A 26,519-nucleotide genomic window follows, 5' to 3' on the forward strand; every position below is an offset into this window, starting at 1 on the left:
GTGCTGCCGTCTCGACCGCCGTCGGCGGCGCAGTCACGCTGAAGAGCTCGACGGGTGCGGATCTCAGCGTTACCGGCAAGGCCGACCTGCTGAAGGCTCTTGGCCTGACGACGTCTACCGGTGCAGGCAACGCCACCGTCAACGTCGCACGGACCACGAGCTCGGCCTCGCTGGGGGCGACCATCACGGACGGTTCGTCGCTGAACGTCGATGGTCACACCATCACCTTCAAGAACGCGCCGATCCCGGGTTCGACCGGTGCTCCGAGCGTTCCGAGCGGCTTCGGTGCCAGCGGTAACATCCTCACCGACGGCAACGGCAACTCGACCGTCTATCTGCAGGCCGGCACGGTCAACGACGTGCTCAAGGCGATCGACCTTGCCACCGGCGTGCAGACCGCGACGATCAACGCCAACGGCACCGCGACGCTTGCGACCGCCACAGGCCAGTCGAACTCGACGATCAATACGTCCGGTCAGCTGAAGCTCTCGACCGGCATCAATGCCGATCTGACGATCACGGGCAGCGGCAATGCACTGAACGTGTTCGGTCTTGCCGGCAACACCGGCAGCGCGTCGGCATTCACCGCGGCGCGCACCTCCGGGGTCGGCGGCATTGCCGGCAAGACCTTGACCTTCTCCGCGTTCAACGGCGGCACGGCGGTCAATGTCACCTTCGGCGACGGCACCAACGGCACGGTCAAGACGCTCGATCAGCTCAACACGGCGCTTCTGGCCAACAATCTGGCTGCCACGATCGACGCCAACGGCCGGTTGACCATCACGGCGTCCAACGACTACGCGTCCTCGACGATCGGTTCGACCGTCGCAGGCGGCGGCATCGGTGGCTCGCTCACGTCGGCGCTGACGTTCTCGACGGCTTCCAGCCCCGTTCAGGATGCGGTTGCACAGACGGCCCGTGCGAATCTGGTGTCTCAGTACAACAACATCCTGAACCAGATCGACACGACCTCGCAGGACTCCTCGTTCAACGGCGTCAACCTGCTGAACGGCGATCAGCTCAAGCTGGTGTTCGACGAGACCGGCAAGTCGAGCCTCAACATCACCGGCGTGACCTACAACTCTAAGGGTCTCGGCCTCGCGGCCTTGACCGTCGGTGTCGACTTCATCGACAACGCCGCGTCCAACCGCGTGCTGACCAATCTGAACGCCGCATCGAGCACGCTGCGCTCGGAAGCCTCAGCGCTCGGCTCGAACCTCTCGGTGGTGCAGGTGCGTCAGGACTTCAACAAGAACCTGATCAACGTGCTGCAGACCGGTTCGTCCAACCTGACCCTGTCCGACACCAACGTCGAAGCGGCCAACAGCCAGGCTCTGTCGACCCGCCAGTCGATCGCGGTCTCCGCGCTGTCGCTGGCGAACACCTCGCAGCAGAGTGTGCTCCAGCTTCTCCGCTAAGTAGCTGGTATCGCTAAATAAAATCGGAGCGGCGGGGCCATTTGCCCCGCCGCTTTTTTGCGTCCGGAGGCTGGCAGGGACGTTCACCGGCCATTAACCCTATCCCTTAAACCGGCGTTAACCATACTTTAAAGGACAGCCTCTAAGACTGGACAAAAGCCCGCTTCCAAGACCGCGCGGCCGATTCGTACCTGGTTCAAGAGGAAGACTCGCCAATGTCCAACATCGTTCTCTCGGCGTCCGTTCGCCAGAACCTGTTGTCGCTGCAGTCGACGGCCGACTTGCTGGCCACGACGCAGGAGCGGCTGTCGACCGGTAAGAAGGTCAACACGGCGCTCGACAATCCCACCAACTTCTTCACGGCCCAGGGGTTGGACAATCGGGCGAGCGACATCAGCAACCTGCTGGATGGCATCAACAACGGTGTGCAGGTGCTGCAGGCCGCCAACACCGGCATCACCTCGCTGCAGAAGCTGATCGACAGTGCCAAGTCGATCGCCAACCAGGCGCTGCAGACCACGGTCGGCTATTCCACCAAGTCGAACGTCTCCACCACGATCCCCGGTGCGACGCCCGCCGACCTGCGCGGCACCACCTCCTATGCGAGCGCGACCGCCAACAGCAACGTGCTCTATACCGGCGCACCCGGTGGCGTGACCCCGGTCACGGGAACCGCAGCGCTCGGCGCCTCGCTGGGCTCAACCGCCGGCGCCTTTACCGGCACAGCAGCGCTCGCCGCCGACGGCACCACCGCACTGTCCGGTACCGCCACGCTGCTCGGCACCACGGCATCCACCACCTTCGCCGCGGCGCCCGCGGACGGCGACACCATCACGGTCAACGGCAAGACCATCACCTTCCGCACCGGCGTCGCCCCGAGCACGCAACCGACCGGCTGGGGCCTCAACCCCAGCGGACACATCGCCACCGACGGTAACGGCAATTCGATTGTCTACGAGGGAACGGCGGCAGCGCCCGGCGCGACCGTCAACGACGTCCTCAGCGCGATCGACCTCGCCAGTGGCGTCAAGACCGCGGCCATCAGCGCAGGCGCCGCAACCATCAGTGTCAGCGGCTCGGCCGGTCCGATCGGAACGCTGCAGGTGGCATCGTCCATCTCGGGCGGCGGCGCGGTTACGCTGAAGAGCTCGACCGGTGCCGATCTCAACGTGACGGGCAAGGCCGACTTCCTCAACAAGCTCGGTCTGACCCCGGCGACCGGCGCAGGCAATGCCAACATCACCGCGGCCCGATCGACCACCGCGGGCTCGCTCGGCTCTCTCGTTCAAGACGGCTCGACGCTGAACATCGACGGCCACACCATCACCTTCAAAAACGCCCAGACGCCCCAGTCGGCGATCAGCGTGACCTCCGGCGGCGTCAACGGCAACATCGTCACCGACGGTAACGGCAATTCGACCGTCTACATCCAGAGCGCGACGCTCACCGATCTGCTCAACTCGATCGACCTCGCCACGGGCGTCAAGACCGCCAGCATCTTCAACGGCGCGGCGACGCTGTCGACCACCGCGGGCCAGATCCCCTCGTCGGTCAACAGCAGCGGTCAGCTTGCGCTCTCCACCGGCATCAACGCCGATTTGTCGATCACCGGTACCGGCAATGCGCTCAACGCGTTCGGTCTCAGCGGCAATACGGGAACGGCGACCGCTTTCGCCGCGGCGCGCAACTCCGGTGTTGGTGGCGTCGCCGGCAAGACGCTGACCTTCACCTCCTTCAACGGCGGCACGCCGGTGAACGTCACCTTCGGCGACGGCACCAACGGCACCGTCAAGACGCTCGACCAGCTCAATGTGCAGCTTCAAGCCAACCACCTGACGGCGACGATCGACGCCAACGGCGTGCTGACGGTCACCACCGTCAACGAGTACGCATCCTCGACCCTCGGCTCGACTGCCGCCGGCGGTACGGTCGGCGGTACGCTCACCGGCGTGCTGGCCTTTACCACCGCGCAGCCCCCGATTCAGGATCCGGTCGCGCAGACCGCGCGCTCCGGCCTGGTCAGTCAGTTCAACAACATCCTGGCGCAGATCGACACGACCTCGCAGGACTCGTCCTTCAACGGCGTCAACCTGCTCAACGGCGACACGCTGAAGCTGGTCTTCAACGAGAACGGCAGCTCGACGCTCGGCATCAACGGCGTCGTGTTCAACGCGGCCGGCCTCGGTCTCAGCAATCTCGTTCCCGGCACGGACTTCATCGACAACGGTGCCACCAACAAGGTGCTGGCCAGCCTGAATGCGGCCTCGAGCACGCTGCGCTCCGAGGGTTCGTCGCTCGGTTCGAATCTGTCGATCGTGCAGGTGCGTCAGGACTTCTCCAAGAACCTGATCAACGTTCTGCAGACCGGCTCGTCCAACCTGACGCTCGCCGACACCAACGAGGAAGCGGCCAACAGCCAGGCGCTGTCGACCCGCCAGTCGATCGCGGTGTCCGCGCTGTCGCTGGCCAACCAGTCGCAACAGAGCGTGCTGCAGCTGCTCCGCTAATTTCGCGGCGAAAGATCGCTCATCGATTTCGCGGCGGGGCTAACGCTCCGCCGTTCATTTTACGGAGATCGCTAAGGCAGGATTAGCTGAGATCGACGCGCACCACGCGTGACGTGTTTACAGCGTGCACATGCGCGTCTAGCTTTACGATGACGAAGAACTCCGAGACCCGTAATAATCCGGAGTGCTTCCAAGCACACATGTAAGCAAATCTTAAGCGGTGCTGCCTAGGGTCGGGAAAGAAATCCTTAAGCGCGTTCAACGGGCTAGGTAACCTCCAGGGTGTGATTGATGTCGAATTCCGCTGCCTCGGCCTACGCGCGTGTTGCAACGACCACCGCATCTCCTCGCGACATCGAAGCGCAGACCCTGCTCAAGGCAGCGAACAAGCTTCAGGATGCGATCAACAACGCCGATCCGTTCAGCGAGCAGACCACGCAGGCCCTGATGTTCAATCGCAAGCTTTGGACGATTTTCCTGAGCGAGGCCATGCGCGAGAACAATCCGCAGCCGATCGACGTCCGGCAGAAGATCGCCAACATCAGCGTGTTCGTGCTGAGCCAGACCGCCGCGCTGCAGATGAGCCCGCAGTTCGATCACTTCCGTCCGCTGATCGAGATCAACCGCAATATCGCTGCTGGTCTGTCCGGCCGTCCGTGATCGAGCGCGGCTCGTTCCGCTTCGGCAACACCAAGTTCAATTTGACGGATAGCGGCAAGTGCAGATCGACAACGTCGTCCCCGGTCCCGCGACCGGTTCGAGCGATCTCGATATTGCCGTTGCGACGCTCGACGCCTGATTGTCAGGCGCTGCGGTCGGTGCTGGCCGGACGCGAGGGCTCGGATTTCAAATCCTGCGCATGGAAATAGGCCCGCCGGCGCAGCATTGCTTCGTCGGGGAACTGGTTGACCACCGCGTCGGTCCTGTCGTTGACGACCTGGAAGACGAACGACGCCGCTGCCTGGTCGAACACGACCTGGCGTGAGACGTTCTCGTTGCTTCGCAAATCATTACGTGCAGGCGCGCTCGCGTCGCCAGCGGCCACTGTCTGGCTCACGGGCAGATCGGTTTGCACGGCCTCGTTCGCCGCCGCATTCGACGTCGTTACGATCTGCACGGCGACCGGTATCCCCACCGGCCTGATGCTGAAATCTGTACTCATGGCAGCCTCCTGGTTGCCTCACGTGAGTCAAATCCCAACCCCTCTCAATACGCAACCATGGAACACCGGGATTGAACATCCGGTAAGGAAACGTGCCTAACCGCGCGACGATGTTGCCGCGCGGTTTTTCGTAAAATTGTCGTTTGTTGTTGCGTGCGCTCAGAGCGAGCGGCTGACCGCGAGCGGCGTGATGTGGCGCGGGCCCGGCGTGGCGCGTCGTCCCGCGGCCGTGTAGGTGTTCGGCACGTTGCGCTTCTGGATCTCGGTGTTGACGCCGCGCACGACGCTCTCCGAGACGGCGTGAGCGGTTGCGAGCACGGTGAGGTTGACCTGGAGCATCGCGCGGAATGCATCGTGGTGTCGATGCAGCGTCGAGAGCAGCTCGGGCGCGGATTTGGCGAGCTGGGCCTGGTTCGCCTTCAACTGGGTGACGGCGCCGACGTAGTTTCGCGACAGCTCCTGCTTCGTGCTCTCGAGGGTCATCGCCTCGCGGACCTGGCCGGCGCGAACGAGCTCGGTCTCGCGCTCGATCAGGCCGAGCAGGGCACTCATCGCATCCATCAACTGCTCGGCGATCTTGCGCGCCTCGGCGCTGCCGGGTGCGGTGTTCGGGCGCTGCGCTTGCACCGGCTGACGCGAGGCGTTGAAGTGGTTCATCTCGTTTGACCTTATGCCGTGCGGATCGTTTTTGCCTGCTGCATGATCAGGGTGCGATAGACGTCGGTGGCGATGCCGACGCCGCCGGCGTTGGCGAAGTTCTTGGAATATTGCTCGGTCAGCATCGAGCGCCACACGCCGGTGCCGCGGGTGTCGCCGAACGGGCCTTCGCCCTTCAGACCGGAGGTCATCTGCGAGAACATGCTGTTGAGGAACATCGCCTCGAAGTCGGTGGCGATCTTCTGCGCCTTGGCCTGCTGCTTCGGCGGGACCTTCTGCAGGGCCGCGGCGAGATCGAAGTCCGGCCGGCCGTTGCGGCTCTCCACCGAGAAGGCGGAGCTGGCGAGCCGTGCGGTGTTGACCATGCCGGTCTGCATCACATCACCTCGATGTCGGCTTCGATCGCACCGGCGGCCTTGATCGCCTGCAGGATGCTGATGAGATCGCGCGGGCCGATGCCAAGGCCGTTGAGGCCGTCGACGAGCTGCTGAAGCGAGACGCCGTCCTTGACGACGGCGAACTTCTTGCCGTCCTCGGTGACACTGACGCTGCTGCGCGGCGCGACCACGGTCCGGCCCCGCGACAGCGGGTTGGGCTGGCTGACCTGCGGGCTCTCGGAGATCGTGACGGTGAGGTTGCCCTGTGCGACCGCAACGGTGGCGACGCGGACGTCGCGGCCCATCACGATGATGCCGCTGCGTTCGTCGATGATGATCTTGGCGGCGAGATCCGGATCGACCTGGAGCTGCTCGATCTCGGTGAGAAAGGCGACGACGTTACCTTTGAACTCCGGCGGGATTGCAAGCTGCACGGTCGACGGGTCGATCGGCTCGGCGGTCTTGACGCCGAGATAGTCGTTGATTGCGGCGGCGATCCGCTTGGCCGTGGTGAAGTCGGCATTGCGCAGCGCAAGGCGGACGTTCGGGAGGCGATTGAGCGCGAACTCGATCTCGCGCTCGATGATGGCACCGTTGACGATGCGTCCGACGGTCGGCACGCCACGCACGATTTTCGCCGCCTCGCCCTCGGCCTGGAAGCCGGAGATCGCGAGCGAGCCTTGTGCGACCGAATAGACATTGCCGTCGGCGCCGAGGAGGGGGGTGACGAGCAGGGTGCCGCCCTGGAGATTCTTGGCGTCGCCGAGCGCGGAGACGGTGACGTCCATGCGCGTGCCCTGGGTGGCGAAGGCCGGCAGATTGCCTGTCACCATCACGGCGGCGACGTTGCCGGTGCGGATGGTGGCGCCGCGGATGTTGACGCCCATGCGCTCGAGCATCGCTTGCAGCGACTGCTTGGTGAAGGGGATGTTGTTGAGGGTATCGCCAGTGCCGTTGAGGCCGACGACGAGGCCGTAGCCGATGAGCTGGTTCTGCCGCACGCCTTCGATGTTGGCGAGATCCTTGATGCGCGATGTCGCGCTTGCAGAATTGACCGAGAACACCAGCGCTGACAGCGCGGCGCAGGCCACCCCCACAAGTCTCACCCAACGAACGCTTGGCATCCTCTGCTCCCCGAGGCTCCTCAAATCGAAGGACCATCACGACACTCCCATGACGAGCTGGTCCGACGCTGTCCTTGCGAGCGCTGTGCCAACTCGGGGCAGCGGGGGTAGGTAGCTGAATAGGTTGAATAAATCTGTTTCGAGCGACCTCAGCCTGTGTTGTCCCTGAGGAGCGAAACTGCCGCCTCTCGGCAGATTTTGCCGGGCTGTTTACGGGCCGTTAACCATAAAACGGCGAATGTGGCGCATCGATCACCCGGATTGCTTCCGATGCGCATCTACGGACCGAACGGCACCACGCTTGGAACGCCGGCCAGCCAGGCCAGGCGGACGAGCTCTGGAAGCTTCGTGCTGCCCGACACCTCGTCGGCGCCGGAGACGCGGGGCGCCGCCGCACCGAAGGCCGCCGCCAACATCGACGGGCTGCTCGCGCTGCAAGGCATCGAGGAGGATCCGGTCGAGCGTCGCAAGCGCTCGGTCGTGCGCGGAAAGACTGCGCTCGACGTGCTCGACGATCTCAAGATGGGACTTCTGTCCGGCAAGCTCGACACCTCGACCGTGATGCGGCTGCGCGACGCTGCGGCGAACCTCAAATCGTCCTCCGGCGATCCCGGTCTGGATTCGGTGCTGTCCGAGATCGAGCTGCGCGTCGAGGTCGAGCTCGCCAAGGCCGGGCAGGCGTAGCGTCTTACGCCGCTTCATCCTTCAACTGCGCGTCGTAGCGGCGCTGGGCGGCGAGCACGTCCTTCAGATTCTGCTCGGCCCAATCGCGCAGGGGATCGACGGCGGCGGCGAGCGTCACGCCGAGCTGCGTGATCGAGTATTCCACGGTCACGGGCACGGTCGCGATGGCGTGGCGCTTGATCAATCCGTCGCGCTCCAGCGACTTGAGAACCTGGCTCAGCATCTTCTGCGAAATGCCTTCGATCGTGCGGCGCAATTGATTGAAGCGCATCGGCTCCTCGCGCAGCAGCAGCAGGATCAGCACCGCCCATTTGTCGCCGATGCGGTCGAGGATCTGTCGCGTGGAGCAGTTTGCTGCATAGACGTCTGGCTTCATCGTCGGGTCCTCACGATCCATTCCGCTCATGTGCCGGCGCCGCCGGTTACTCCTGTGTAATCAGGTAAGCACAAAGTGCTCTCTTAACACCAGCACTCATTACGATATCTAGTTACCGGTAGTTACCAAAAAAGCAAAGGAGCCTTCCATGAAAATCGCAGTTGCCGGTGCGTCGGGCCGGGCCGGGTCGGAGATCACCAAGGAACTGTCCCGCCGCGGTCACGCGGTCACGGCCATCGCCCGCAACCCCGAGAAGATCGCGGTCCTGCCGAACGTCACCCCCACCAAGGGGGATGTCCTCGACCAATCAGGCCTTGCCAAGCTGTGGGCTGGGCACGAAGTCGCCGTGAGTTCCGTGCACTTCCTGGCCAGCGATGCGCTCAAGCTGATCGGTGCGGCCAAGGACTCCAGGGTCGGTCGTTACCTCGTCGTCGGCGGGGCCGGCAGTCTGGAGGTCGCTCCGGGCGTCAAACTGGTGACAACTCCCGGTTTTCCGGCTCAGTACAAGGCTGAGGCGGAGGCGGGTTCGGCCTTTCTCGACCTGCTGCGGCAGGAAAACGAGCTGAACTGGACCTTCATCTCGCCGTCGGCCCTGTTCATCGAGGGGGAGCGCACCGGCAAGTTCCGGCTTGGGACCGATCAGCTTCTCGCTGATGCGAACGGGAAGAGCTGGATCAGCTTCGCGGATTACGCCATCGCGCTCGCCGACGAGATCGAGCGGCCGGCCCATGAGAGGCGGCGTTTCACGGTCGGCTACTAGGCCGTCGGCCGTTCCCGGGCCCTCCAGGATAAACCTTCCTGTGCAAGGGCTTGGGGGCGCCGATCGGGCGATCAGGGAAACATTGTCTGTCACAGGAGGCCGCTATATAACGCCCCGCTCAGCGGACCCCGTTCCGTGTACGAGTCGTTGCTTAGACAGATAGGCCGCCCTTGGAAAAGTTGAAAAACTACCGACCGACCGAAAAAGAGCCTTTCATGAACGACAGGCAGAAGGAGTACTTCCGCTTGAAGCTGCTCGCCTGGAAGGATGAGATCCTCAAAGAGTCCAAGCTCACCCTGCAAGCCCTGCAGGAGGAGAACGTGAACCACCCCGATCTCGCCGATCGGGCATCGTCCGAAACCGACCGCGCCATCGAACTCCGTGCCCGCGACCGCCAGCGCAAGTTGATCGCCAAGATCGACGCCGCGCTCCAGCGTATCGAGGACAACACCTACGGCTATTGCGAGGACACCGGCGAGCCGATCTCCTTGAAGCGGCTCGAGGCCCGTCCCATCGCGACGCTTTCGGTGGAGGCGCAGGAGCGCCACGAGAAACGCGAGAAGGTCTATCGCGACGAATAGAGTCCGAGCCGCAGCGATGCGGCTCTTTGTTTTTTGACGCAAGGCGTGCCTTTTCGCGCCGTGATCAGCATTTTGCCTGTCGCTTGCAGCCGCGCGCTTCGGCGCGCGAGCGCAATCGCGAAAAGTGAATCGCGATCAATGGGCTAGACTCAACTCCTCCGAGCTCACGTGAGTTCGGATGAGAAACAGCCTTCACTTCAGGTGCGGGAAGTTTTGCGAGTCGCATCAAGGACATCGAGTCGAATGCTGAGGCGCTGATCCAGCAGCTTCACGCATTGCTGCAATCAGGCCTGATGCGACGCTACAAGGCGCGCATCCCCATAAAGCCTGGACCAGCTCAATATTTCCTTAAACGCCGGCAGCAGGCCGTAGGCTGCGTCCGTCAGCCCGTACTCGACCCGCAGCGGCTTTTCCGCGAAGACGGTGCGCGACACCAGCCCGTCCTGTTCGAGCTCGCGCAGCTGCGTAGTCAGCATGTGCTGGGTGATGCCGCCGATCGATCGCCGCAAGGCGCCGAAACGAACCGCGCCGTTCATCAGCGCGAACAGGATCTCCAGTTTCCATTTGCCGCCGAGGGCATGGATGGTCCGCTTGAAGTCGGCGAGCAGGGTGGGGTCGGGGCTGCAATCGCAGTCGCCGTCGCAAACGCTGGTCAGGTTTTCCATACCGGTCTCGAAATTCATTCTACTTGTCCGGCAGCAGATAGTGACCAGATGCGGCCCTGGGCAGGGCCTGCGCGGAACCAACTCGCCGGTCCCGAGCAAAGGGGAATTTGGCAATGAGCACCGTTCTTGTCACCGGCGGATCCGGCTTCGTCGGCATCCATGTCGTCCTGCAACTTCTGGCCGCCGGCCATGAGGTGCGGACGACGGTGCGCCGGCCGGACCGGGAACCTGAGGTGCGGGCGATGCTGCGCGAGGGCGGGGCGGCTTCGCCCGACAGCCTGTCCTTCTTCACCGCGGACCTCACGGCAGACGAGGGCTGGCGCGAGGCGGTTGCGCGCTGCGACTACGTGCTGCATGTCGCTTCGCCTTTGTCGACCAGCGCGCCCACGGACGAAAACGAGATGATCGTCCCGGCCCGCGACGGCACGCTGCGAGTGCTGCGTGCCGCGCGCGAGGCCGGTGTCAGGCGCGTTGTCATCACTTCGTCGCTGGGTGCAATCGGCTACGGCCATCCGCCGCGCGACAAGCCGTTCGACGAGTCCGACTGGACCAATCTCGACGGCGCCGACGTGCAGGCCTACGTCAAGTCCAAGACACTGGCCGAGCGGGCGGCCTGGGACTTTGTCGCGCGGGAGGGCGGCGGGCTCGAATTGTCGGTCGTCAACCCCGCCGGCATTTTCGGCCCCGTGCTGGGGTCTGACTTCTCCGGCTCGATCGAAATCGTCAAATCGCTGCTCGAGGGCGCCATGCCGGCGGTGCCGCGGGTCTATTTCGGCGTGGTGGACGTGCGCGACGTGGCCGAGTTGCACCTGCGCGTGATGACGGCACCCGAGGCCAACGGCGAGCGCTTCATCGCGGTCTCCGGTGCGGCGATGTCGATCCTCGACATCGCCAGGGTGCTGCGGCGGGAACTCGGGTCGGCCGCACGCCGGGTTCCGCGGCTCCAGGCTCCGGACTGGCTGGTGCGGCTGGCCGCGAACCGGATTCCGCTGTTGCGCGCCGTCGTGCCGATGCTCGGAAAGGTCAGGCATTCCACCAGCGTCAAGGCGAGGTCGCTACTCGGCTGGCAGCCCCGCTCCAACGACGAAGCAATCCTTGCGACGGCCGAAAGCCTGATCCGGCTCAGCCTGGTCAAGGGCTGAGGCCGCTGCGCGCCGCCTGCGCTTGTCAGGCTCGGACGGGGATGCTCCACTGACCCGCACAATCGCGTAGCGTGGGAGGCGGCGCCGATGGATAAAATTCTCCGAGCCGCAAAGGCGATCGCGCTCGCGCGCCGCAACCATGCGCCGCTCACGGCGCTCGAAGTTCCCCCAGCCGACGAGGCCGAGGGTTACGAGGTCCAGCGCGCGCTGCACGATCTGCTGCTGCCGCATGTCGGCCCGCTGGTCGGCTACAAGATCGGCTGCACCAGCCAGGTGATGCAGGATTACATCGGCATTCCACATCCTTGCGGCGGCGGCGTGTTCCAGAAGGGCGTGCACGACAGCGGCGTGCGGCTCGCGGCTGCCGACTACGTCCGGGTCGGCGTCGAATGCGAGATCGCGGTGAGGCTGAAGCGAGACCTTGCGGCCGGCGAGGCGCCGTTCACGGCCGAATGGGTCGGCGAAGCCGTCGAGGCCTATCATCCCGCGATCGAGATCGTCGACGACCGCTATGTGAAGTGGGAGACGATGGGCGCGCCGACGTTGATCGCCGACGATTTCTTCGCCGCCGGCTGCGTGCTGGGTGAGGTCGTGCCGCGCTCGTCGGTGCCGGACCTGAAGGCCATCAAAGGCCGCGCCATCGTCAACGGCGAAGAGGTCAGCCACGGTAGCGGCGCCGACGTCCTCGGCCATCCCCACAACGCACTCGCCTGGCTCGCCAACCATCTCGCCGCCGAGGGTAAGGGTCTTCACGCGGGACAGCTCGTTCTCACCGGGAGCCTGGTGAAGACGCTGTGGCTGAAAGCCGGCGACAAGGTGCGGATGGAGCTGGACGGGCTGGGCGTGGTGGAGGCGGAGTTTACGTGAGGGCGCTGCGGGCACTACGTCGTCATTCCCCGCGAAGGCGGGGAATCCAGTACGCCGCGCCGCATCGATGTAACCACGTATGTCTCGGAGTACTGGATCGTCCGCCTTCGCGGACGATGACAGTTGAGAGGGCGGATAGGGGGCAGCGGCGTCGCCACAATTGCGCGGCCCTGACGTGCTGCATGCAGCCGCCGCAAAATACATGCGGCCCTCGCCAGGGGAGCTAGCGAGGGCCGCGTCGTACATCGTCGTCCGCGCCTAGGTTCGCGAACACGATGTGGGAGCTCGGGAGAAGGCTAGAAGGGCAACAGCACGTCCATGACTTGCTGGCCATAGCGCGGTTGCTGCACGTCCATGATCTGGCCGCGGCCGCCATATGCGATGCGGGCCTGCGCGATCTTGGTGGAATCGATGGTGTTGTCGCTCTGGATGTCTTCGGGGCGGACGATGCCGGCGACGATGAGCTCGCGGATTTCGTAGTTGACGCGAATCTCCTGCTTGCCTTCGACCACGAGGTTGCCGTTGGGCAGGACCTGGGTGACGACCGCCGCGACGTTGGTCTGCAACGCTTCCTTGCGGTCCACGCTTCCTTTGCCCTCGCTGGACGCGGTCGAGTCGGCGGTGAGGATGCGGCCGGGCAACACCTTCTGCGCTTGGGCGCCCAATGTCTTGGCGCCGATGAAGTCGGTGATTCCGGAATCTTCCTTGTTGGTGCGGCTGCGCTGGGTGTCGTTTTCGATATTGGCCTTGTCGGTGATGTTCACGGCCACCGTCAGGATGTCGCCGACCTGATGGGCGCGCTGGTCCTTGAAGAAGGCGCGGCTGCCGCTGCGCCACAGCGAGTTCGGATTGTAGGAGGCAACCTCGGGCTTCGGCATCGGCATCTGCACCGGCTTGTAACCGGGCTGCGTCGTCGGATTATCGATCGCCGACAATTTCGGCTGCTCGCCGATCTGCGACAAGCGGTCGATCGAGGAGCAGCCGCTCGCCAGCGCGCAAGTCGCCAGCAGCAGGGCAGAGATCGCGATGCGACGGAGACGAAAAGCCGAACTGAACGTGGACATGACTTACTCTGACTTGGCTGGAGCTTGCGAGCCGCGAACTTGCGGGATCTGGGCTTGTGCGATCTGGGCCGGGGATGCCGGGGCCTGGACCAGGTTCCGAACGAGGGCTGCGGTATCGACGGGCGCGGGCGCCTCGTCACGCTTGAGCGACGAGGTCTGTTCGACCGCGGCCGGCATCGGCGCGGCCTGGCTAGCGCCCTGGACCGTCACCTGGCCGCGGCCGGTGACGACGCCGCTCAGCGTGCGCTTGGTCTGCAGGTTGAGCACGCTGATGGTGTCGCCCTCGGCGCCGCTCTCGATCGCCTTGCCGCGCGTGGTGAGGTAGATTCCGGGGACCTGGTAGATGACGGTGACGTTCTGGTCGCGCTGCACGAAGTCGGGCTTGACGATGTCGGCGACGCGGATCGGCGTCCCCGCCCGCATCGGCCGGCGGAGTTGCATGCCGAGCGTGCGATCACGCGAGGCGGCCTCACCGGTCACCTCGGCCTTCGGCCGGCGCTCCATGGCGACGTCGGAGGCCTTCAGGAGATCGACGCGGTCGATGTCGCGCGTCAGCACGGCCACTTCCACCGTCTCGATCGCGTTGCCGGTGAAACGCAGCTTGGTCGGGGCCGGATTGTTGTCGCTATTGATCTCGAAGGCGATGTCGAAACGGCCGCTGCGGGCGTCGTAGCGGGTTGCGACCGGCTGCAGCACGCCGGTATTGGAGGCATCCAACCGCATGTCGGCAATGCCGCGGTCGAAGGTGACGGTGATGTTGGCTGCATCGCCGAGCCCGAAGCGGCGCTCGAGCGCCGAGGCGACCGCGGTTTCGAGGTCCTTGTTCGCCAGCGTGCGGGCGAGACGGGTGACCTGGACCTCCTTGATGTCGCCGGTCATCACGCCGATCACCTGCTTCGCGCGCAACACCGCCAGCAGCTGGGCGACCGGCAGCGCACCGGTGGTGCCGAGATCGGGCGAGCGGTAGAGCGGGATCAGCGCGGCCGAGCCGGCATTGTCGATGAGATCGCCGACCCGCACCACGTCCGAGGTCACGGTGATGCTCGCGCGCAGCGTCGGCGTCGCGATGAAATCGTCGGCGGCCCGTGCGGGCAGCGCCAGCACGAGGAGAGCGGAGATCGTGGCGAGGGTGGTGCGGATCATCGTCATCACCTCAGCGGAACAGCGCCGTGGTCGACTGCATCATCTGGTCGGCGGCGCTGATCACCTTGGCGTTCATCTCGTAGGCGCGCTGGGCGGCGATCAGGTCGCTCATTTCCGAAACGACGTCGACATTGGCCTGCTCGAGGCTGCTCTGGGTGATGTTGCCGAAACCCTCGGAGCTAGCGGTACCGTCCTGCGGCGGGCCGGAGGAGGGCGTCTCGGTGAACTGATTGTTGCCGACCGGCTGGAGGCCCGCCTTGTTGATGAATCGGGTCAAGCCGATCTGGCCCTGGACGGCCGAGGTCGACGAACCCGGCAGCGTCACCGAGACCTGGCCCTGCACGTTGATGGTGAGGCCCGAGGCGTTGTTCGGGATCGTGATCGTCGGTTGCACCGGGTTGCCCTGCGCAGTGACGATGCGCCCCTGATTGTCCATCTGGAAGGTGCCGTCGCGGGTGTACTGGTAGCTGCCGTCGGGCATCAGGATCTTGAAAAAGCCTTCGCCGGTGATGGCCATGTCGAGGTCGTTGCCGGTCTGCGACAGCGTGCCCTGGGTCATGCTGCGCGGCGTGCCGACGGTCTTGACGCCGCCGCCGATGTCGACGCCGACCGGCAGGATAGTGCCCTGGTCGGACGACTGGGCGCCGACGCGGCGGACGTGTTCGTAGATCAGGTCCTGGAACGCCGCGGTCTGCTTCTTGAAGCCGGTGGTGCGCAGGTTCGCGATGTTGTTGGAGATCACCTGAACGTTGAGTTCCTGTGCCGCCATTCCGGTTGCTGCGGTGTGAAGCGCCTGCATGTCAGTTCTCCCTCAATCAGGCCGGAACGTCGGCGAGCTTCTCGATCGCCGACTTGTGCATGTCACTCTGCTGCTGGAGCAGGTTTGCGATGGCGGTGTAGCTGCGCATGACTTCGACCATGCGGCTCATCTCACCGACCGAGTTCACGTTCGACTTCTCGACATAGCCCTGCTGCACGGTCGACTTGGTGTCGGCCTGCGGGACCGCGGAGCCGATGTTGTAAAGGTTGGCGCCGAGCTTGGTCAGCTTGGCCGGATCGTCGAACGAGGCCATGCGGATCTTGCCGCGGATCGAGTCGTTCTTGGCCGTGCCCTCGAGCACCGTGACGGTGCCGTCCGGCGCGACGTTGATGTCGTGGTCGGTCGGCTGGAAGGTGATCGGGCCGCCGGTGCCCAGCACGAGGTTGCCGTCGGAGGTGACGAGCTGGCCGGTGCTGTTGAGCGAGAATTTGCCGTCGCGGGTGTAGCGCTCGGCGCCATTGGCCTGAACCGCGAAATAGGCGTTGCCGCTGATCGCTATGTCGAGCGGATTCTTGGTCGGCTCCATCGGGCCCTGGCCGACGTCGCGGAAGGTGCCGCGGTCCTGCACATAGGAGACCCGGCGGTCGGAGGCGACGAAATTATCCTCACGCGCGTTCGAGTTGAGGTACTCCTCGAACAGCGAATGGTCGGCCTTGAAGCCGTTGGTGTTGGCGTTGGCGACGTTGTTGGCGATGACATCCATCTGCCGTTCCAACGTCACCTGTCGTGACAAGCCGATCAGAAGCGCGTTCTGCATCGGAAATCTCCCCTGAGTGAGATCTGCCAGCCCGCTCTCCCAAGCGCATTGGCCGATCCCGTGAACGAGACCTCGGGTTCTCCCAAACCTTGGGTCTCGGTCCTTTCTCAGCGAAACTCGTGCCAAGCCGAAAAATTATGTAATTTCAATATCTTGTCTATTTTTCGAGGGCGCGGGGAGGCGGCAGAAAGGGTCTGTTAGCCATGTTTGCCCGGCAGATTTTTCCTAGCGAAGGATCAATCGAAAGGTTCCGTTAACCATTATTACCGTAGCGTTTGCGGGTAAGAGGAGCACTGCGCTGGGGCATTTGTATCGCGTCATTGTCTGCCAGGAGCTTCGCTCTTTCGACCCCTTTGAGAGATGAGCGAGCGCGGCGATCATGGCAGAGAATGAAGCGGAAGGCGGCGCAGCCGCTGAGGGCGCGGAAGCCGCTCCGCCCAAGAACAAGTTCAAGCTGATGATCATGGCGGTGGGCCTGCTCGCCGTTCTCGGTGGCGGCGCCGCGACCTGGTTCTTCTTTTTCCGTCACGGCGACGACGAGCATCACGCCGAGGCGGCGCCTCCGCCGAAGCCGCCGTCTTTCGTCGAGGTTCCCGACATCATGGTCAACCTCGCCGGCGCGCCGGGCGAGCGCGTGCAATATCTGAAGCTCAAGATCGTGCTGGAGCTGAAGGAAGAGAAGCAGGTCGAGGCGATCAAGCCGACGATGCCGCGCATCACCGACATCTTCCAGACCTATGCGCGCGAGCTGCGCTCCTCCGACCTCAACGGTTCCGCCGGCATCTTCCGCCTCAAGGAAGAGCTGACCAAGCGAGTCAACGCGGCGGTCGCTCCGGTCCAGGTCAGCGCGGTGCTGTTCAAGGAAGTCGTGATCCAGTGAGCATGACGGGCTAGGGATCATGGCAGGCACCGACCAACCAGACCAGGATGCAATTGCCGCCCAATGGGAGGCCTCGCTCGATTCCGAGGATCCCGCCGAGGCCGCGAAGGCTGCTGCCGAAAACGAACTATCCGAGACCATGGCCCTGCAATGGGCGGCCATGGTCGAGGATGGCAGCCGCGATCTCGGCGCCGGCAAGAATTCCGGCGAACGGGTGCTGTCGCAGGAGGAGATCGACAATCTCCTCGGCTTCGCGGTCGGCGACGTCACGCTCGACGACCATTCAGGCATTCGCGCCATCATCGATTCGGCGATGGTCTCCTACGAGCGTCTGCCGATGCTCGAAATCGTCTTCGACCGCCTGGTGCGGTTGCTGACGACCTCCTTACGCAATTTTACCTCCGACAACGTCGAAGTCTCGCTCGACCGCATCACCTCGGTGCGCTTCGGCGACTACATGAACTCGATCCCGCTGCCCGCCGTCCTCACCGTCTTCAAGGCCGAAGAGTGGGACAATTTCGGCATGGCCGTAGTTGATTCCAGCCTGATCTACTCGATGATCGACGTGCTGCTCGGCGGCCGCCGCGGCTCGAGCCAGCTCCGCATCGAGGGCCGGCCCTACACCACGATCGAGACCGAATTGGTCAAGCGGCTGGTCGAGGTCGTCATGGCCGATGCCGAACAGGCGTTCCGGCCGCTGTCGCCGGTGACCTTCACCATCGATCGGCTCGAGACCAACCCGCGCTTCGCCGCGATCAGCCGTCCTGCCAACGCCGCGATCCTGGTGCGCCTGCGCATCGACATGGAAGACCGCGGCGGCAACATCGAGCTCTTGCTGCCCTACGCGACCATCGAGCCGATCCGGGGCGTCCTGCTCCAGATGTTCATGGGCGAAAAGTTCGGCCGCGACCAGATCTGGGAAGGCCATTTCGCCACAGAGATCGTCCAGGCCGAGATCTCCGTCGACGCCGTGCTCTACGAAGCCGACATTCCGCTCAAGCAGCTGATGCGGCTGAAGGTCGGCGACACGCTGCCGCTGGACATGCGCGCGGATGCCAACGTCACCGTTCGCTGCGGCGACGTCACCATCACCGAAGGACGCATGGGCCGGGTCGGCGACCGCGTCGCGATCCGGGTGACGAAACCCTTGCGCAAGCCAAGTACGACACTTGCCATGTTCGAAAAGGTCGACGAGCAGAACAAGATGATGGAGGCCCCATGAACCACTCCCTAGGAATGGCGATCGAGACGCTGGTGGCTATCCTGCTGATGCTGACCATCGTCTACTGCGTCACGCTCAACAAGCGACTGACGCGGTTGAAGGCGGATGAGCATTCGCTGAAGGCGGTCATCGGCGAGCTGATCACCGCAACCGAGATCGCCGAGCGCGCGATCGGCGGACTGAAGCTCGCCGTGCGGGACGTCAACGAGAACCTCGGCAGCCAGCTTGCGTCGGCGACCCAGATGTCCGAGCAGCTCTACAAGCAGCTCGGCGAAGCCGACAACGTGGTGCGGCGCCTGTCCAAGATCGCAATCGCGGCGCGTCCCGTGACGAACCCGGAAATGGTCGCCGCGCCCGCAGCCAAGCCCTCGTCGGCGAAGGCCGTGGCGGCTGCGGCCGAAGCCTTCTCCGAACGCCGACGATCCAACGGTCTTGCCGCATAAAGTCAGGGTATGAAGTCTTTTCGCAACATCCGCGTCATTCCGATCGTGCTGGTTGCCGTCGCTGGCCTCGCCACGCTGAAGGTCACGGGTCTTGTGATCAATGGCGGCTATGTCTTCGACTACAAGCCGAGCCCGGCCAAGAAGTCCTGGGCGCAGGAGAATCTGAACTTCCCGGCCAACCGCGAGGATCCCGATATCACGGGCTCGACCCATGGCGCGCCGAAGGAGGCGCCGAAGCCGGCCGCGCCCGACACCAAGTCTGAAGGCGCCGCGGTCAAGGAGGAGGCCCAACCGCAGATCTCCGCCTCGGAGCGCGCGATCCTGGAACGCCTGCAGTCGCGCCGCCAGGAGATCGAGGCCCGTCAGCGCGAGATCGACATCCGCGAGAGCCTGTTGAAATCCGCCGAGAAGCGCATCGAAAACAAGGTCGAGGAGATGAAGGCGGTAGAAACCCGTATCTCCGCGACGCAGGCCGAGCAAAAGGCCGCCGAAGCCCAGCGCATGAAGGGCCTCGTGACCATGTATGAGGGCATGAAGCCCAAGGACGCCGCGCGGGTCTTTGACCGGCTCGAGATGGGAGTGCTGATCGAGATCGCCTCGCAGATCGCGCCGCGAAAAATGTCGGACATCATGGGATTGATGTCCCCGGAGGCCGCCGAGCGGCTGACGGTCGAGATGGCCCGCCGGGCCAATGGCGGCGGCGATCAGTCCGCCTCGGCCGGCGAACTGCCCAAGATCGACGGCAAGCCGACGCAAAAGCCGAATTGAGGGCTCATACTTAAGAAGTCCTTAATTGCCAAAATCTACAGTCTGGGGCAGGGGCCGGCAGCAATGCCGGCGTGGACTGTCGAACCGGAAGAAATGCCGCCAATGGCGCGAGAGGCTGCCGCTGGATTTGTGTCGCGAGCCCGCGCCCTAGCGCGGAGGCTGTCGCGTCATGTCCGCGCGGCGCCGCTGCTGGCAGCCGGCCTGCTGATCGGCTTCACGGCGCCTGTCCGGGCGGCTGATGCTATCCGGGGCGAGGCGACTTTCTCGGCCAGCGGCGGCTTTGCCCGTCTCGTGATCAAGCTCGGGGAGGACGTCCCCTCCGAGGTGACGACGGCCGGCTCCATTCTCGTCATCCGCTTCGACCGGGCGGTCGATGTTCCCGTCGACCGCGTCCCGGAAGGCGCGCCCGACTACGTCAACTCCGCCCGCCGCGATCCCGACGGCGGCGCCATCCGCCTGTCGCTGGCGCGGCGCGTCACCGTCAACACCATGAATGCCGGCGAACGAACCTTCATCGACCTCCTGCCGGAGGGTTGGAAGGGGCCGCCGCCGAGCCTGCCGATGGACGTGGTCAAGGAGCTCGCCGAGCGCGCGCGCGTCGCCGAACGCGCGTTGCGGGCCCAGCGCGCCGCGGCTGAGAGCAAGAAGCGTCCGCAGATCCGCGTGCGCGCCTCGGTGCAGCCGACCTTCGTCCGCTTCGTGTTCGAGATGCCCGACGGCGTCGGTGTGTCCTCCGTGCTCAACGAGCAGAAGCTCACGCTCGCCTTCAACGCCAACCTCAATTTCGATCTGGCGGACGCGGTCGTCGCAGCGCCGCCGAACGTCGCCTCGATCAAGCAGAAGGCCGACATCGACCAGACCAGTGTCGAGATCGCGCTGATCGGCGATTCCGACGTGCATTCGTTCCGCGACGAGAAGAACTACGTCGTCGACATCTCCTTCCAGCCGGACAAGGGCAAGATGGCCAATTCGGCCGAGGCGGCGATCGCGCAGGCCAAGCCCGCCGCTCATGGACCGGCGCCTGCGCCCGAAAAGCCGGCGGCCGAGAAGCCGAAGGACGCGCATCGCGAGATCGCGCCGCCGACGTCCGAGACGATCGCGCGCGAAGCCAGGATCGACGTCAAGCCCGAGGTGAAGCCGGAAGCGCCCGCCGCCATGCCGCCCGCTGAAGCGCCGAAATCGCTGCCGGCTCCTGCGTCCGAAGCCGCGCACGCTGCGCAAGCACCCAAGGAAGCGCCAAAGGAAGTTGCAAAGACTGTCGCGCCAGTTGCAGAAATTGCGGTCGCGCCTGCCAAGCCGGTCATGGCCGAAGCGCCTCAAGAGGTCGTGAAGGAAGCTGCGAAGGAGCCGGTAAAGGAAGCCGTCAAGGCCGCGCCGGTAGAAGTGCCCGCCGCGCCGCAGTCGACTGGTGCCAGCGTCGATGTCCGCCGCGACAGCGACGGCCTGCGCGTGACCTTCCCGCTTCAGGTCGCAACGCCTGCGGCGGCGTTTCGCCGTGGCGACACCGTCTGGCTGGTGTTCGATACGACGAAGCCGATCGACGTCGAGGCGATCCGCACCAAGGGCGGTGCGATGATCGGAGAAGTCGGCCGCGTTCCGCTCGAGAAGGGACAGGCGGTGCGCATCCGTCTCACCCGGCCGCTGGTCTATTCGTTGACGAGCGAGGAGGTCGGCAAGGAGACCAACTGGCTCTTGACCCTCGCCGACAAGATTCAGGCGACGCCGCTGCCGCTGATGATCTCGCGCAACATCACCGATCCAGCGCTCGCCAACATCGCGATCCCCTTCGCCAATCCGGGGCTCCTGCACAAGCTCACCGATCCCGATGCCGGCGACACGCTCTATGTCGTCACCGCGCAGCGGCCGGTGCGCGGCTTCATCAAGCGGCAGGACCTCGTTGATCTCGCGCTGCTGGAATCCGCGCATGGCATCGCGATCCGGCCGAATTCCGACGAGGTCGGCGTCGAGGTCGGGGCCGACAAGGTCATCCTCGGCAAGAAGGGTGGGCTGACGCTGTCGCCCGTCGACATCTCGGCCGAGCGCGCGCCGACCGCAGTGCGGCCGGTCTTCAGTCCCGAAGGCTGGCGCAAAGGCCAGTCGGAAAATTTCATAGCGCGCCAGAACGAGCTGATCACGGCGATCTCCAACGTCGAACCGGCGATGCGTTCGCTGCCGCGGCTCGACCTCGCGCAATTCTACATGTCGCGCGCGATGTATCATGAGGCCAAGGCCGTCACCGAATTGATGCTGGCCGATCCCCTCAACAAGGAGGAGAGCGGTGCGCTGATCATGCATGCGATCGCGAGCATCCTGATCGGCCGGCCGGTGCAGGGCCTGAAAGACCTCGCCAACCCCGTGATCGGCAACAGCCACGATTCTCAGCTATGGAAGGCGCTCGCCTATGCGCGCCAGGGCAAATGGGCCGACGCGCGCGAGAAGTTCAAGAACGTCGAATTCGCCATCGCCTCGCTGCCGCTCGACATCCAGCGCATCGTGACGATGGAGGCGATGCGCGCTTCTCTCGAGGTGAAGGACTATGCCGGCGCCTCCAAGCGCCGCAGCGAGCTCGAGGTGGTCGGCGTCTCGCCCGAGGCCGCGCCCGGCTTTGCCGTGCTGCGCGGCCGGCTCGCTGAGGCGCTTGGCCACGACAAGGATGCGCTCGACGACTACAAGTTCGCGGTCGGCTCGTCCGACCGGCCGGCTGCGGCCGAGGCCAAGCAGCTCGAGGTCGCGCTGCGGCAGAAGCGCGACGAGATCAGCAAGGAAGACGCGTTGCGCGAGCTCGAAACGCTCTCGATGACCTGGCGCGGCGACTCGATCGAGGTCAAGACGCTCCAGATGCTGTCGCAGATGTTTGCCGAGAACGGGCGCTACCGGGACGCGCTGACCGCGGCACGTACCGCGACAAAGCTGCAGCCGAATGCGGACGCCTCGCGCCAGGCGCAGGACCTCGCCTCCGACCTGTTCACGCAGATCTTCCTGGGACCTAAGGGCGACGAACTGCCGCCGATCGAAGCGCTCGGGATGTTCTACGAGTTCCGCGAGCTGACGCCGATCGGCCGCCGCGGCGACGAACTGATCCGACGCCTCTCCGACCGTCTCGCCTCGATCGATCTGCTCGACCAGGCCGCCGAGCTCCTGCAATACCAGGTCGACCACCGCCTCGAAGGCGCGGCGCGTGCACAGGTCGCCGCGCGCCTCTCCATGATCTATCTCGCCAACCGCAGACCCGACATGGCGATCACGGCGTTGCGCGCGAGCCGGATCAGCGACCTCTCGGGCGAGCTCAGGCAGCAACGCCTGTTGCTGGAGGCCCGTGCGCAGAGCGACGTCGGCCGCCACGACCTCGCGCTCGACATCGTCTCCAACGTTACAGGGCGCGAGGTGCTGCGGCTGCGCTCCGACATCTTCTGGGCAGCGCGGCGCTGGCGTGAATCCGCCGAGCAGATCGAGCTTTATTACGGCGAGCGCTTCCGCGACTTCAAGCCGCTCAACACGGTGGAGAAAAGCGACATCATCCGCGCCGCCGTCGGTTATGCGCTCGCCGACGACTCGATCGGCATGTCGCGCTTCCGCGAGAAATATGCGCCGCTGATGAGCGAGAGCGCCGATCGACTCGCCTTCGACATCGCCAGCAAACCGGCGGGCGCCTCCAGCGCCGAATTTGCCGACATCGCCAAGCTGGCTGCCAGCGTCGACACGCTCGACGGCTTCCTCCGCGAGATGAAGCAGCGCTTCCCCGACGCCACCGCCCGGGCGCCGGCCTCGCCGCAAGCCAAGGACCAGTCCGACCACACCGGCTCGCTGCCCACGATCCCCGTGGTGCGGCAGATCAAGATGACGCGGTAGGATTGCCGCTACTCTCGCCTCTCCACACGCCCGCGCGAGGCGCAACCTGCGCATCTTGATGGGAGAGTGTTGATGTGAGCAAGCCGAAGCCGAACTTCCCCATTCTCCGTCATTGCGAGCGCAGCGAAGCAATCCAGAGTCTGCCCGCGGCGGCAGCCTGGATTGCTTCGTCGCAAGCGCTCCTCGCAATGACGGGGAGATAGCGGGGTCAAGTCGAGTGCGGGAGGGATGCAAGGCCGGCTTCGCAATTCGACCCTGAGCGCGCGCCCGCTAACCCCCGTAACTCTGCACCAGGCTTCCCGCCACCAGCGACCAGCCGTCAACCAGCACGAAGAAGATCAGCTTGAAGGGCAGCGAGATTGTTGCCGGTGGCAGCATCATCATGCCCATCGACATCAGCACGGACGCGACGACGAGGTCGATGATCAGGAAGGGGAGGAACAGCAGAAAGCCGATCTCGAAGGCCCGCTTCAGCTCCGAGATCATGAAGGCGGGAACGAGGATGCGTAAGCCGAGCTCGTCGGGAGTGGCGGGCGGCGGCTCGCCGGAGAGATCCAGGAACAGCTTGAGGTCCTTCTCGCGCACATTCTTCTGCATGAAGCCGCGCAGGGGGACGGAGGCGCGCTGAAGCGCGTCCTCGACGCCGAGCTGATTGGCGACCAGCGGACGGATGCCCTCGTCGTAGGATTTTTGCAGGACGGGTCCCATCACGAAGAAGGTGAGGAACATCGCCAGCGCGATGATCACCGAGTTCGGCGGGGCGGTCGCGGTGCCCATTGCGGTGCGCAGCAGCGACAGCACGACCACGATGCGCGTGAACGACGTCATCATGATCAGGATCGACGGCGCGATCGACAGCACCGTGAGCAGCGCGATCAGCTGGATCGCGCGCTCGGTGACACCGCCACCGCCAGCGCCTCCGCCGCCGAGATTGATGCTGATGTCCTGCGCATGCGCAGGCATCGCGAGCAAAACCGCGCCGATCAGGACAGAAAGAAGAAAAACTCTACGCGGGAGGGCCGGCAGCCTCACGAAGACGGCTTCGGACGGCCGAGCAACGAGGCCATCTCGTCTTCGAGATTTTCAAAGCTGGTCTTCTCCGGAGCCGGCTTTGCGGCAGGGGCCGGTGGCGCCGGCGGCTCGCTGCGGGCCACACGCGGGGGAGCAGCCGGGGGCTCCGGGGCGACCGGAGGGGCCAGCGTCTCGCCGCCGGGGCGGCGCAGCGCTGCTTCGAGCCGCTGCGCCATCTCGGCGAGATTCTGCTCGGCGCTCGATGGCGCCGCAGGAGCGGGCGCCGGCGGCGGAACGGGCGGAGCCTGCGGCACAGGCGGAGGTGGCGCGGCGACGCGCTCGGCGCGCACCGGAGGCGCCTTCACCGGCTCGCTCTGGCGGGGCGGACGCGGCATCAGAGGGGGTTCGTTGCGCGCAACGCGCGGCGGAATAGGTTCGGGACGCAGCTCACGCTCGGGGCGCGGCGCGATCGGCTCGGAGGTGAAGCCGGCCAGTGGCGGCTCGTTGCGGCGTTCGGCCAGCGCGGGAGCCGGCCGGCGCACTTCGTCGGCGAAGGAGGGGCGCGCGGGCCGTGATGGCGGCTCGGGCATTTGCGGCTCGGGATGATCGAGCAGCTCGGGCCGCGATGCTTCGTCGGCCCAGCTGCTGGTATCATGCATCGGCGCAAGACGCTGCGGCTCGGCGGCATTGGAACGCTGCGGGAGCTGGTCGCGGCCGGGCGCTGCGCGCACGATGTTGGGTTCGACGACGATGTCGGTGGGGCCGCCGATCATCAGAAGATGCTCGACGTTGTCGCGCCGGACCAGCACCAGACGGCGGCGGCCGTCGACCGCGGCGGCATCGATCACGGCGAGCCGGGGCATCCGGCCGCGCTGGGTGTTGGCGCCGAGCCGGCTGGTGGCGAATCGGCGAACCAGCCATGCAGCGACGCCGATCAACGCCAGAACGACGATGAACGCGACGATGAAGGTGATAGGGCTGCCTTGCATACTTGTCCCCGACAAATGGCGCTTGTCTCGGGCCCGTGGTCAGATGCGCCAACCACCGGCTTACGTTGCCCCAAACTGCGATTTCTTAACGTCCCACGGCAAGTTTTGCCGTCCCCAACTCTTAATAACCTATGAATCGCTCGATCCAAAACGACTTCTTGGCCTGTGCACGCGCCGCCAAGCGGTTGGGTTAATGCCGCTTTTGGAGGCGTAGAATCACGGGGCGCGCATTCGTGTCCCGGCGAGGGACAACTGCCTGCAACCTCCTTAACCAGCTGTTAACCATACAGGCGGCAAATTCTGCCTAGCTTCGGACCTGGTCCGAGAGGCGGAAGGAGCCGCAACGATGTCCATCAACGATCTTCCGGTGCTATCGGCGCTTCGCACCAAGATGCAATGGCACCAGGAGCGCCAGCGCGTCCTGTCCGAGAACGTCTCCAATTCCGACACGCCCAAATTCCGGCCGCGCGACCTGGTCGAGCCGAAGCTGGACAAGAGCGGGGCCGTCACGGGTTCGATGGGCCCCTTGACGCTTACCCGCACCAGCGGTTCCCACATGGGGCCGTCAGGCGCGGCCTCCGGATTCGACCAGAACAAGAATGCGGGTTTTGAGACCCGCCCCGCGGGCAACGCCGTCAATCTCGAAGAGGAGATGATGAAGGCCGCCAGCAACCAGATGGATTATGCGGCGGCGACCTCGCTCTATTCGAAGAGCCTGCACCTGCTCAAGACCGCGATCGGCAAAGGCTAGAGCATGATCCGGAAAAGTGTGCAGCGGTTTTCCGACCAGATCATGCTCAAAAATGAGGGCTGGAGATAGATCATGGCGAATGATTCAAGCGACTTTGCCCGCTCGATGGCGATCGCGACCTCCGGTCTGCGGGCGCAGGCCGGGCGCATGCGGGTGATCTCGGAGAACATCGCGAATGCGGATTCGACGGCGCCGACCGCCGGCGGCGATCCTTACCGGCGCAAGGTGCCGACCTTCTCCTCCGCGCTCGACCGTACACTCGACGCGCAGGTCGTCACCCTCGGCAGGATCAAGCCCGACCAGTCCAATTTCCGCACCAAATACGAGCCGAACAATCCGGCGGCGGATGCAACCGGCAACGTCAAATATCCCAACGTGAACTCGGTGGTCGAGATGACCGACATGCGCGACGCGCAGCGGTCGTACGAGGCCAATCTCAACATCATCAGCGCGACGCGCCGGATGATCCAGCGCACCCTCGACATCCTCAAGAGCTGAACAG

27 protein-coding genes are annotated in these 26,519 nt (G+C 64.8%); 15 read left to right on the forward strand and 12 right to left on the reverse strand.

Annotated features, from left to right (window positions below; genetic code table 11):
* The 3 genes from C7G41_RS21325 to flaF all read left to right on the forward strand — a co-directional run.
* On the forward strand, window positions 1-1,418 hold a 1,418-nt coding region (locus C7G41_RS21325; protein ID WP_146159786.1), incomplete at its 5' end, for a DUF1522 domain-containing protein.
* Between the two features lie 215 nt (window positions 1,419-1,633).
* A complete protein-coding gene (locus tag C7G41_RS21330; RefSeq protein ID WP_106944383.1) occupies window positions 1,634-3,925 on the forward strand; it encodes a DUF1522 domain-containing protein in 2,292 nt (763 codons plus the stop codon).
* Window positions 3,926-4,216: 291 nt separating this feature from the next.
* Complete coding sequence (flaF, locus tag C7G41_RS21335; RefSeq protein WP_106944384.1) at window positions 4,217-4,585, forward strand: flagellar biosynthesis regulator FlaF; 369 nt, start codon at window positions 4,217-4,219, stop codon at window positions 4,583-4,585.
* A 142-nt stretch (window positions 4,586-4,727) separates the two neighbouring features.
* On the opposite strand, the gene C7G41_RS21340 is transcribed toward flaF, so the two are convergent.
* From C7G41_RS21340 to C7G41_RS21355, 4 genes are all read right to left on the reverse strand, one after another.
* Window positions 4,728-5,087, reverse strand: coding sequence for a hypothetical protein (locus tag C7G41_RS21340; RefSeq protein WP_027518930.1), 360 nt, complete (start codon window positions 5,085-5,087; stop codon window positions 4,728-4,730).
* 159 nt (window positions 5,088-5,246) lie between these two features.
* The gene (locus tag C7G41_RS21345; RefSeq protein ID WP_106944385.1) at window positions 5,247-5,744 is read right to left on the reverse strand and encodes a hypothetical protein; all 498 of its coding nucleotides are present in this window, start codon (window positions 5,742-5,744) and stop codon (window positions 5,247-5,249) included.
* An 11-nt stretch (window positions 5,745-5,755) separates the two neighbouring features.
* A complete protein-coding gene (flgJ, locus tag C7G41_RS21350) occupies window positions 5,756-6,121 on the reverse strand; it encodes a flagellar assembly peptidoglycan hydrolase FlgJ (protein ID WP_199198513.1) in 366 nt (121 codons plus the stop codon).
* Window positions 6,121-7,245, reverse strand: coding sequence for a flagellar basal body P-ring protein FlgI (locus C7G41_RS21355; RefSeq protein WP_106944387.1), 1,125 nt, complete (start codon window positions 7,243-7,245; stop codon window positions 6,121-6,123). Before C7G41_RS21355 ends, flgJ begins: the two co-directional genes overlap by 1 nt.
* A gap of 270 nt (window positions 7,246-7,515) precedes the next feature.
* Between C7G41_RS21355 and C7G41_RS21360 the strand changes: the two genes are divergently transcribed.
* Window positions 7,516-7,929 carry a flagellar assembly protein FliX gene (locus C7G41_RS21360; protein ID WP_106944388.1) on the forward strand — a complete coding sequence of 138 codons (414 nt, stop codon included), beginning with the start codon at window positions 7,516-7,518 and terminating at the stop codon, window positions 7,927-7,929.
* A gap of 4 nt (window positions 7,930-7,933) precedes the next feature.
* Here C7G41_RS21360 and C7G41_RS21365 read toward each other — a convergent pair whose 3' ends face one another.
* A complete protein-coding gene (locus tag C7G41_RS21365; protein WP_106944389.1) occupies window positions 7,934-8,305 on the reverse strand; it encodes a helix-turn-helix domain-containing protein in 372 nt (123 codons plus the stop codon).
* Window positions 8,306-8,453: 148 nt separating this feature from the next.
* On the opposite strand from C7G41_RS21365, the gene C7G41_RS21370 reads away from it, so the two are divergent.
* The gene (locus C7G41_RS21370; RefSeq protein WP_106944390.1) at window positions 8,454-9,065 is read left to right on the forward strand and encodes an NAD(P)-dependent oxidoreductase; all 612 of its coding nucleotides are present in this window, start codon (window positions 8,454-8,456) and stop codon (window positions 9,063-9,065) included.
* A gap of 215 nt (window positions 9,066-9,280) precedes the next feature.
* A complete protein-coding gene (gene dksA, locus C7G41_RS21375) occupies window positions 9,281-9,646 on the forward strand; it encodes an RNA polymerase-binding protein DksA (protein WP_008554760.1) in 366 nt (121 codons plus the stop codon).
* Window positions 9,647-9,930: 284 nt separating this feature from the next.
* Here dksA and C7G41_RS21380 read toward each other — a convergent pair whose 3' ends face one another.
* Window positions 9,931-10,329 (reverse strand): helix-turn-helix domain-containing protein, encoded by a 399-nt coding sequence (locus C7G41_RS21380; RefSeq protein ID WP_199198514.1) that lies wholly within the window; start codon window positions 10,327-10,329, stop codon window positions 9,931-9,933.
* A 95-nt stretch (window positions 10,330-10,424) separates the two neighbouring features.
* On the opposite strand from C7G41_RS21380, the gene C7G41_RS21385 reads away from it, so the two are divergent.
* The gene (locus C7G41_RS21385; RefSeq protein ID WP_106944391.1) at window positions 10,425-11,453 is read left to right on the forward strand and encodes an aldehyde reductase; all 1,029 of its coding nucleotides are present in this window, start codon (window positions 10,425-10,427) and stop codon (window positions 11,451-11,453) included.
* Between the two features lie 87 nt (window positions 11,454-11,540).
* Window positions 11,541-12,320 carry a 2-keto-4-pentenoate hydratase gene (locus C7G41_RS21390; RefSeq protein ID WP_106944392.1) on the forward strand — a complete coding sequence of 260 codons (780 nt, stop codon included), beginning with the start codon at window positions 11,541-11,543 and terminating at the stop codon, window positions 12,318-12,320.
* Window positions 12,321-12,616: 296 nt separating this feature from the next.
* Here the strand turns inward: C7G41_RS21390 and flgH are convergent, their stop codons facing one another.
* Genes flgH through flgF form a run of 4 tightly spaced genes read right to left on the reverse strand, consistent with a single transcriptional unit; the run spans window position 12,617 to window position 16,104 of the window.
* Window positions 12,617-13,384, reverse strand: a complete 768-nt coding sequence (flgH, locus tag C7G41_RS21400) for a flagellar basal body L-ring protein FlgH (protein WP_106944394.1) — start codon at window positions 13,382-13,384, stop codon at window positions 12,617-12,619.
* Between the two features lie 3 nt (window positions 13,385-13,387).
* Window positions 13,388-14,527 carry a flagellar basal body P-ring formation chaperone FlgA gene (gene flgA / locus C7G41_RS21405; RefSeq protein ID WP_199198515.1) on the reverse strand — a complete coding sequence of 380 codons (1,140 nt, stop codon included), beginning with the start codon at window positions 14,525-14,527 and terminating at the stop codon, window positions 13,388-13,390.
* A 10-nt stretch (window positions 14,528-14,537) separates the two neighbouring features.
* Window positions 14,538-15,326 (reverse strand): flagellar basal-body rod protein FlgG, encoded by a 789-nt coding sequence (gene flgG / locus C7G41_RS21410; RefSeq protein WP_007602131.1) that lies wholly within the window; start codon window positions 15,324-15,326, stop codon window positions 14,538-14,540.
* Window positions 15,327-15,342: 16 nt separating this feature from the next.
* Complete coding sequence (gene flgF / locus C7G41_RS21415; RefSeq protein ID WP_106944395.1) at window positions 15,343-16,104, reverse strand: flagellar basal-body rod protein FlgF; 762 nt, start codon at window positions 16,102-16,104, stop codon at window positions 15,343-15,345.
* A 379-nt stretch (window positions 16,105-16,483) separates the two neighbouring features.
* Here flgF and fliL point away from each other — a divergent pair, with 379 nt between their 5' ends.
* From fliL to C7G41_RS21440, 5 genes are all read left to right on the forward strand, one after another.
* Window positions 16,484-16,984 carry a flagellar basal body-associated protein FliL gene (gene fliL, locus C7G41_RS21420; protein ID WP_106944396.1) on the forward strand — a complete coding sequence of 167 codons (501 nt, stop codon included), beginning with the start codon at window positions 16,484-16,486 and terminating at the stop codon, window positions 16,982-16,984.
* A 19-nt stretch (window positions 16,985-17,003) separates the two neighbouring features.
* A complete protein-coding gene (gene fliM, locus C7G41_RS21425) occupies window positions 17,004-18,206 on the forward strand; it encodes a flagellar motor switch protein FliM (RefSeq protein WP_027567600.1) in 1,203 nt (400 codons plus the stop codon).
* A complete protein-coding gene (locus C7G41_RS21430; protein ID WP_106944397.1) occupies window positions 18,203-18,649 on the forward strand; it encodes a DUF6468 domain-containing protein in 447 nt (148 codons plus the stop codon). The genes fliM and C7G41_RS21430 overlap by 4 nt, the downstream gene beginning before the upstream one ends.
* Window positions 18,650-18,658: 9 nt before the next feature.
* On the forward strand, window positions 18,659-19,417 hold the full coding sequence (locus tag C7G41_RS21435) for a MotE family protein (RefSeq protein ID WP_106944398.1): 759 nt from the start codon (window positions 18,659-18,661) through the stop codon (window positions 19,415-19,417).
* A 102-nt stretch (window positions 19,418-19,519) separates the two neighbouring features.
* The gene (locus C7G41_RS21440) at window positions 19,520-23,266 is read left to right on the forward strand and encodes a tetratricopeptide repeat protein (protein WP_199198516.1); all 3,747 of its coding nucleotides are present in this window, start codon (window positions 19,520-19,522) and stop codon (window positions 23,264-23,266) included.
* A 270-nt stretch (window positions 23,267-23,536) separates the two neighbouring features.
* On the opposite strand, the gene fliP is transcribed toward C7G41_RS21440, so the two are convergent.
* Both fliP and C7G41_RS21450 read right to left on the reverse strand, forming a co-directional pair.
* Window positions 23,537-24,298, reverse strand: coding sequence for a flagellar type III secretion system pore protein FliP (gene fliP, locus C7G41_RS21445; RefSeq protein WP_106944400.1), 762 nt, complete (start codon window positions 24,296-24,298; stop codon window positions 23,537-23,539).
* Window positions 24,295-25,266, reverse strand: a complete 972-nt coding sequence (locus C7G41_RS21450; RefSeq protein ID WP_106944401.1) for a flagellar biosynthetic protein FliO — start codon at window positions 25,264-25,266, stop codon at window positions 24,295-24,297. The genes fliP and C7G41_RS21450 overlap by 4 nt, the downstream gene beginning before the upstream one ends.
* Before the next feature lie 346 nt (window positions 25,267-25,612).
* Between C7G41_RS21450 and flgB the strand changes: the two genes are divergently transcribed.
* A complete protein-coding gene (flgB, locus tag C7G41_RS21455) occupies window positions 25,613-26,017 on the forward strand; it encodes a flagellar basal body rod protein FlgB (protein ID WP_106944402.1) in 405 nt (134 codons plus the stop codon).
* A 72-nt stretch (window positions 26,018-26,089) separates the two neighbouring features.
* Complete coding sequence (gene flgC / locus C7G41_RS21460; RefSeq protein ID WP_106944403.1) at window positions 26,090-26,515, forward strand: flagellar basal body rod protein FlgC; 426 nt, start codon at window positions 26,090-26,092, stop codon at window positions 26,513-26,515.
* The last annotated feature ends 4 nt before the right edge of the window (window positions 26,516-26,519 follow it).

The sequence above is a fragment of the Bradyrhizobium sp. MOS002 genome (genome assembly GCF_003020115.1).
In the GTDB taxonomy this organism is placed as follows: Bacteria; Pseudomonadota; Alphaproteobacteria; order Rhizobiales; family Xanthobacteraceae; genus Bradyrhizobium.

Bases quoted from the DNA above. Each gene is read 5' to 3' on its own strand.
- C7G41_RS21355 (WP_106944387.1), bottom strand. From the start codon at position 7,245: ATGCCAAGCGTTCGTTGGGTGAGACTTGTGGGGGTGGCCTGCGCCGCG.
- flgJ (WP_199198513.1), bottom strand. From the start codon at position 6,121: ATGCAGACCGGCATGGTCAACACCGCACGGCTCGCCAGCTCCGCCTTC.
- C7G41_RS21430 (WP_106944397.1), top strand. From the start codon at position 18,203: ATGAACCACTCCCTAGGAATGGCGATCGAGACGCTGGTGGCTATCCTG.
- C7G41_RS21345 (WP_106944385.1), bottom strand. From the start codon at position 5,744: ATGAACCACTTCAACGCCTCGCGTCAGCCGGTGCAAGCGCAGCGCCCG.
- C7G41_RS21390 (WP_106944392.1), top strand. From the start codon at position 11,541: ATGGATAAAATTCTCCGAGCCGCAAAGGCGATCGCGCTCGCGCGCCGC.
- fliL (WP_106944396.1), top strand. From the start codon at position 16,484: ATGGCAGAGAATGAAGCGGAAGGCGGCGCAGCCGCTGAGGGCGCGGAA.
- fliM (WP_027567600.1), top strand. From the start codon at position 17,004: ATGGCAGGCACCGACCAACCAGACCAGGATGCAATTGCCGCCCAATGG.
- flgF (WP_106944395.1), bottom strand. From the start codon at position 16,104: ATGCAGAACGCGCTTCTGATCGGCTTGTCACGACAGGTGACGTTGGAA.
- C7G41_RS21370 (WP_106944390.1), top strand. From the start codon at position 8,454: ATGAAAATCGCAGTTGCCGGTGCGTCGGGCCGGGCCGGGTCGGAGATC.
- C7G41_RS21450 (WP_106944401.1), bottom strand. From the start codon at position 25,266: ATGCAAGGCAGCCCTATCACCTTCATCGTCGCGTTCATCGTCGTTCTG.
- flaF (WP_106944384.1), top strand. From the start codon at position 4,217: ATGTCGAATTCCGCTGCCTCGGCCTACGCGCGTGTTGCAACGACCACC.
- C7G41_RS21330 (WP_106944383.1), top strand. From the start codon at position 1,634: ATGTCCAACATCGTTCTCTCGGCGTCCGTTCGCCAGAACCTGTTGTCG.
- C7G41_RS21435 (WP_106944398.1), top strand. From the start codon at position 18,659: ATGAAGTCTTTTCGCAACATCCGCGTCATTCCGATCGTGCTGGTTGCC.
- flgG (WP_007602131.1), bottom strand. From the start codon at position 15,326: ATGCAGGCGCTTCACACCGCAGCAACCGGAATGGCGGCACAGGAACTC.
- C7G41_RS21340 (WP_027518930.1), bottom strand. From the start codon at position 5,087: ATGAGTACAGATTTCAGCATCAGGCCGGTGGGGATACCGGTCGCCGTG.
- dksA (WP_008554760.1), top strand. From the start codon at position 9,281: ATGAACGACAGGCAGAAGGAGTACTTCCGCTTGAAGCTGCTCGCCTGG.
- flgH (WP_106944394.1), bottom strand. From the start codon at position 13,384: ATGTCCACGTTCAGTTCGGCTTTTCGTCTCCGTCGCATCGCGATCTCT.
- C7G41_RS21440 (WP_199198516.1), top strand. From the start codon at position 19,520: ATGGCGCGAGAGGCTGCCGCTGGATTTGTGTCGCGAGCCCGCGCCCTA.
- flgB (WP_106944402.1), top strand. From the start codon at position 25,613: ATGTCCATCAACGATCTTCCGGTGCTATCGGCGCTTCGCACCAAGATG.
- flgA (WP_199198515.1), bottom strand. From the start codon at position 14,527: ATGATCCGCACCACCCTCGCCACGATCTCCGCTCTCCTCGTGCTGGCG.
- C7G41_RS21360 (WP_106944388.1), top strand. From the start codon at position 7,516: ATGCGCATCTACGGACCGAACGGCACCACGCTTGGAACGCCGGCCAGC.
- flgC (WP_106944403.1), top strand. From the start codon at position 26,090: ATGGCGAATGATTCAAGCGACTTTGCCCGCTCGATGGCGATCGCGACC.
- C7G41_RS21385 (WP_106944391.1), top strand. From the start codon at position 10,425: ATGAGCACCGTTCTTGTCACCGGCGGATCCGGCTTCGTCGGCATCCAT.
- C7G41_RS21365 (WP_106944389.1), bottom strand. From the start codon at position 8,305: ATGAAGCCAGACGTCTATGCAGCAAACTGCTCCACGCGACAGATCCTC.
- C7G41_RS21380 (WP_199198514.1), bottom strand. From the start codon at position 10,329: ATGAATTTCGAGACCGGTATGGAAAACCTGACCAGCGTTTGCGACGGC.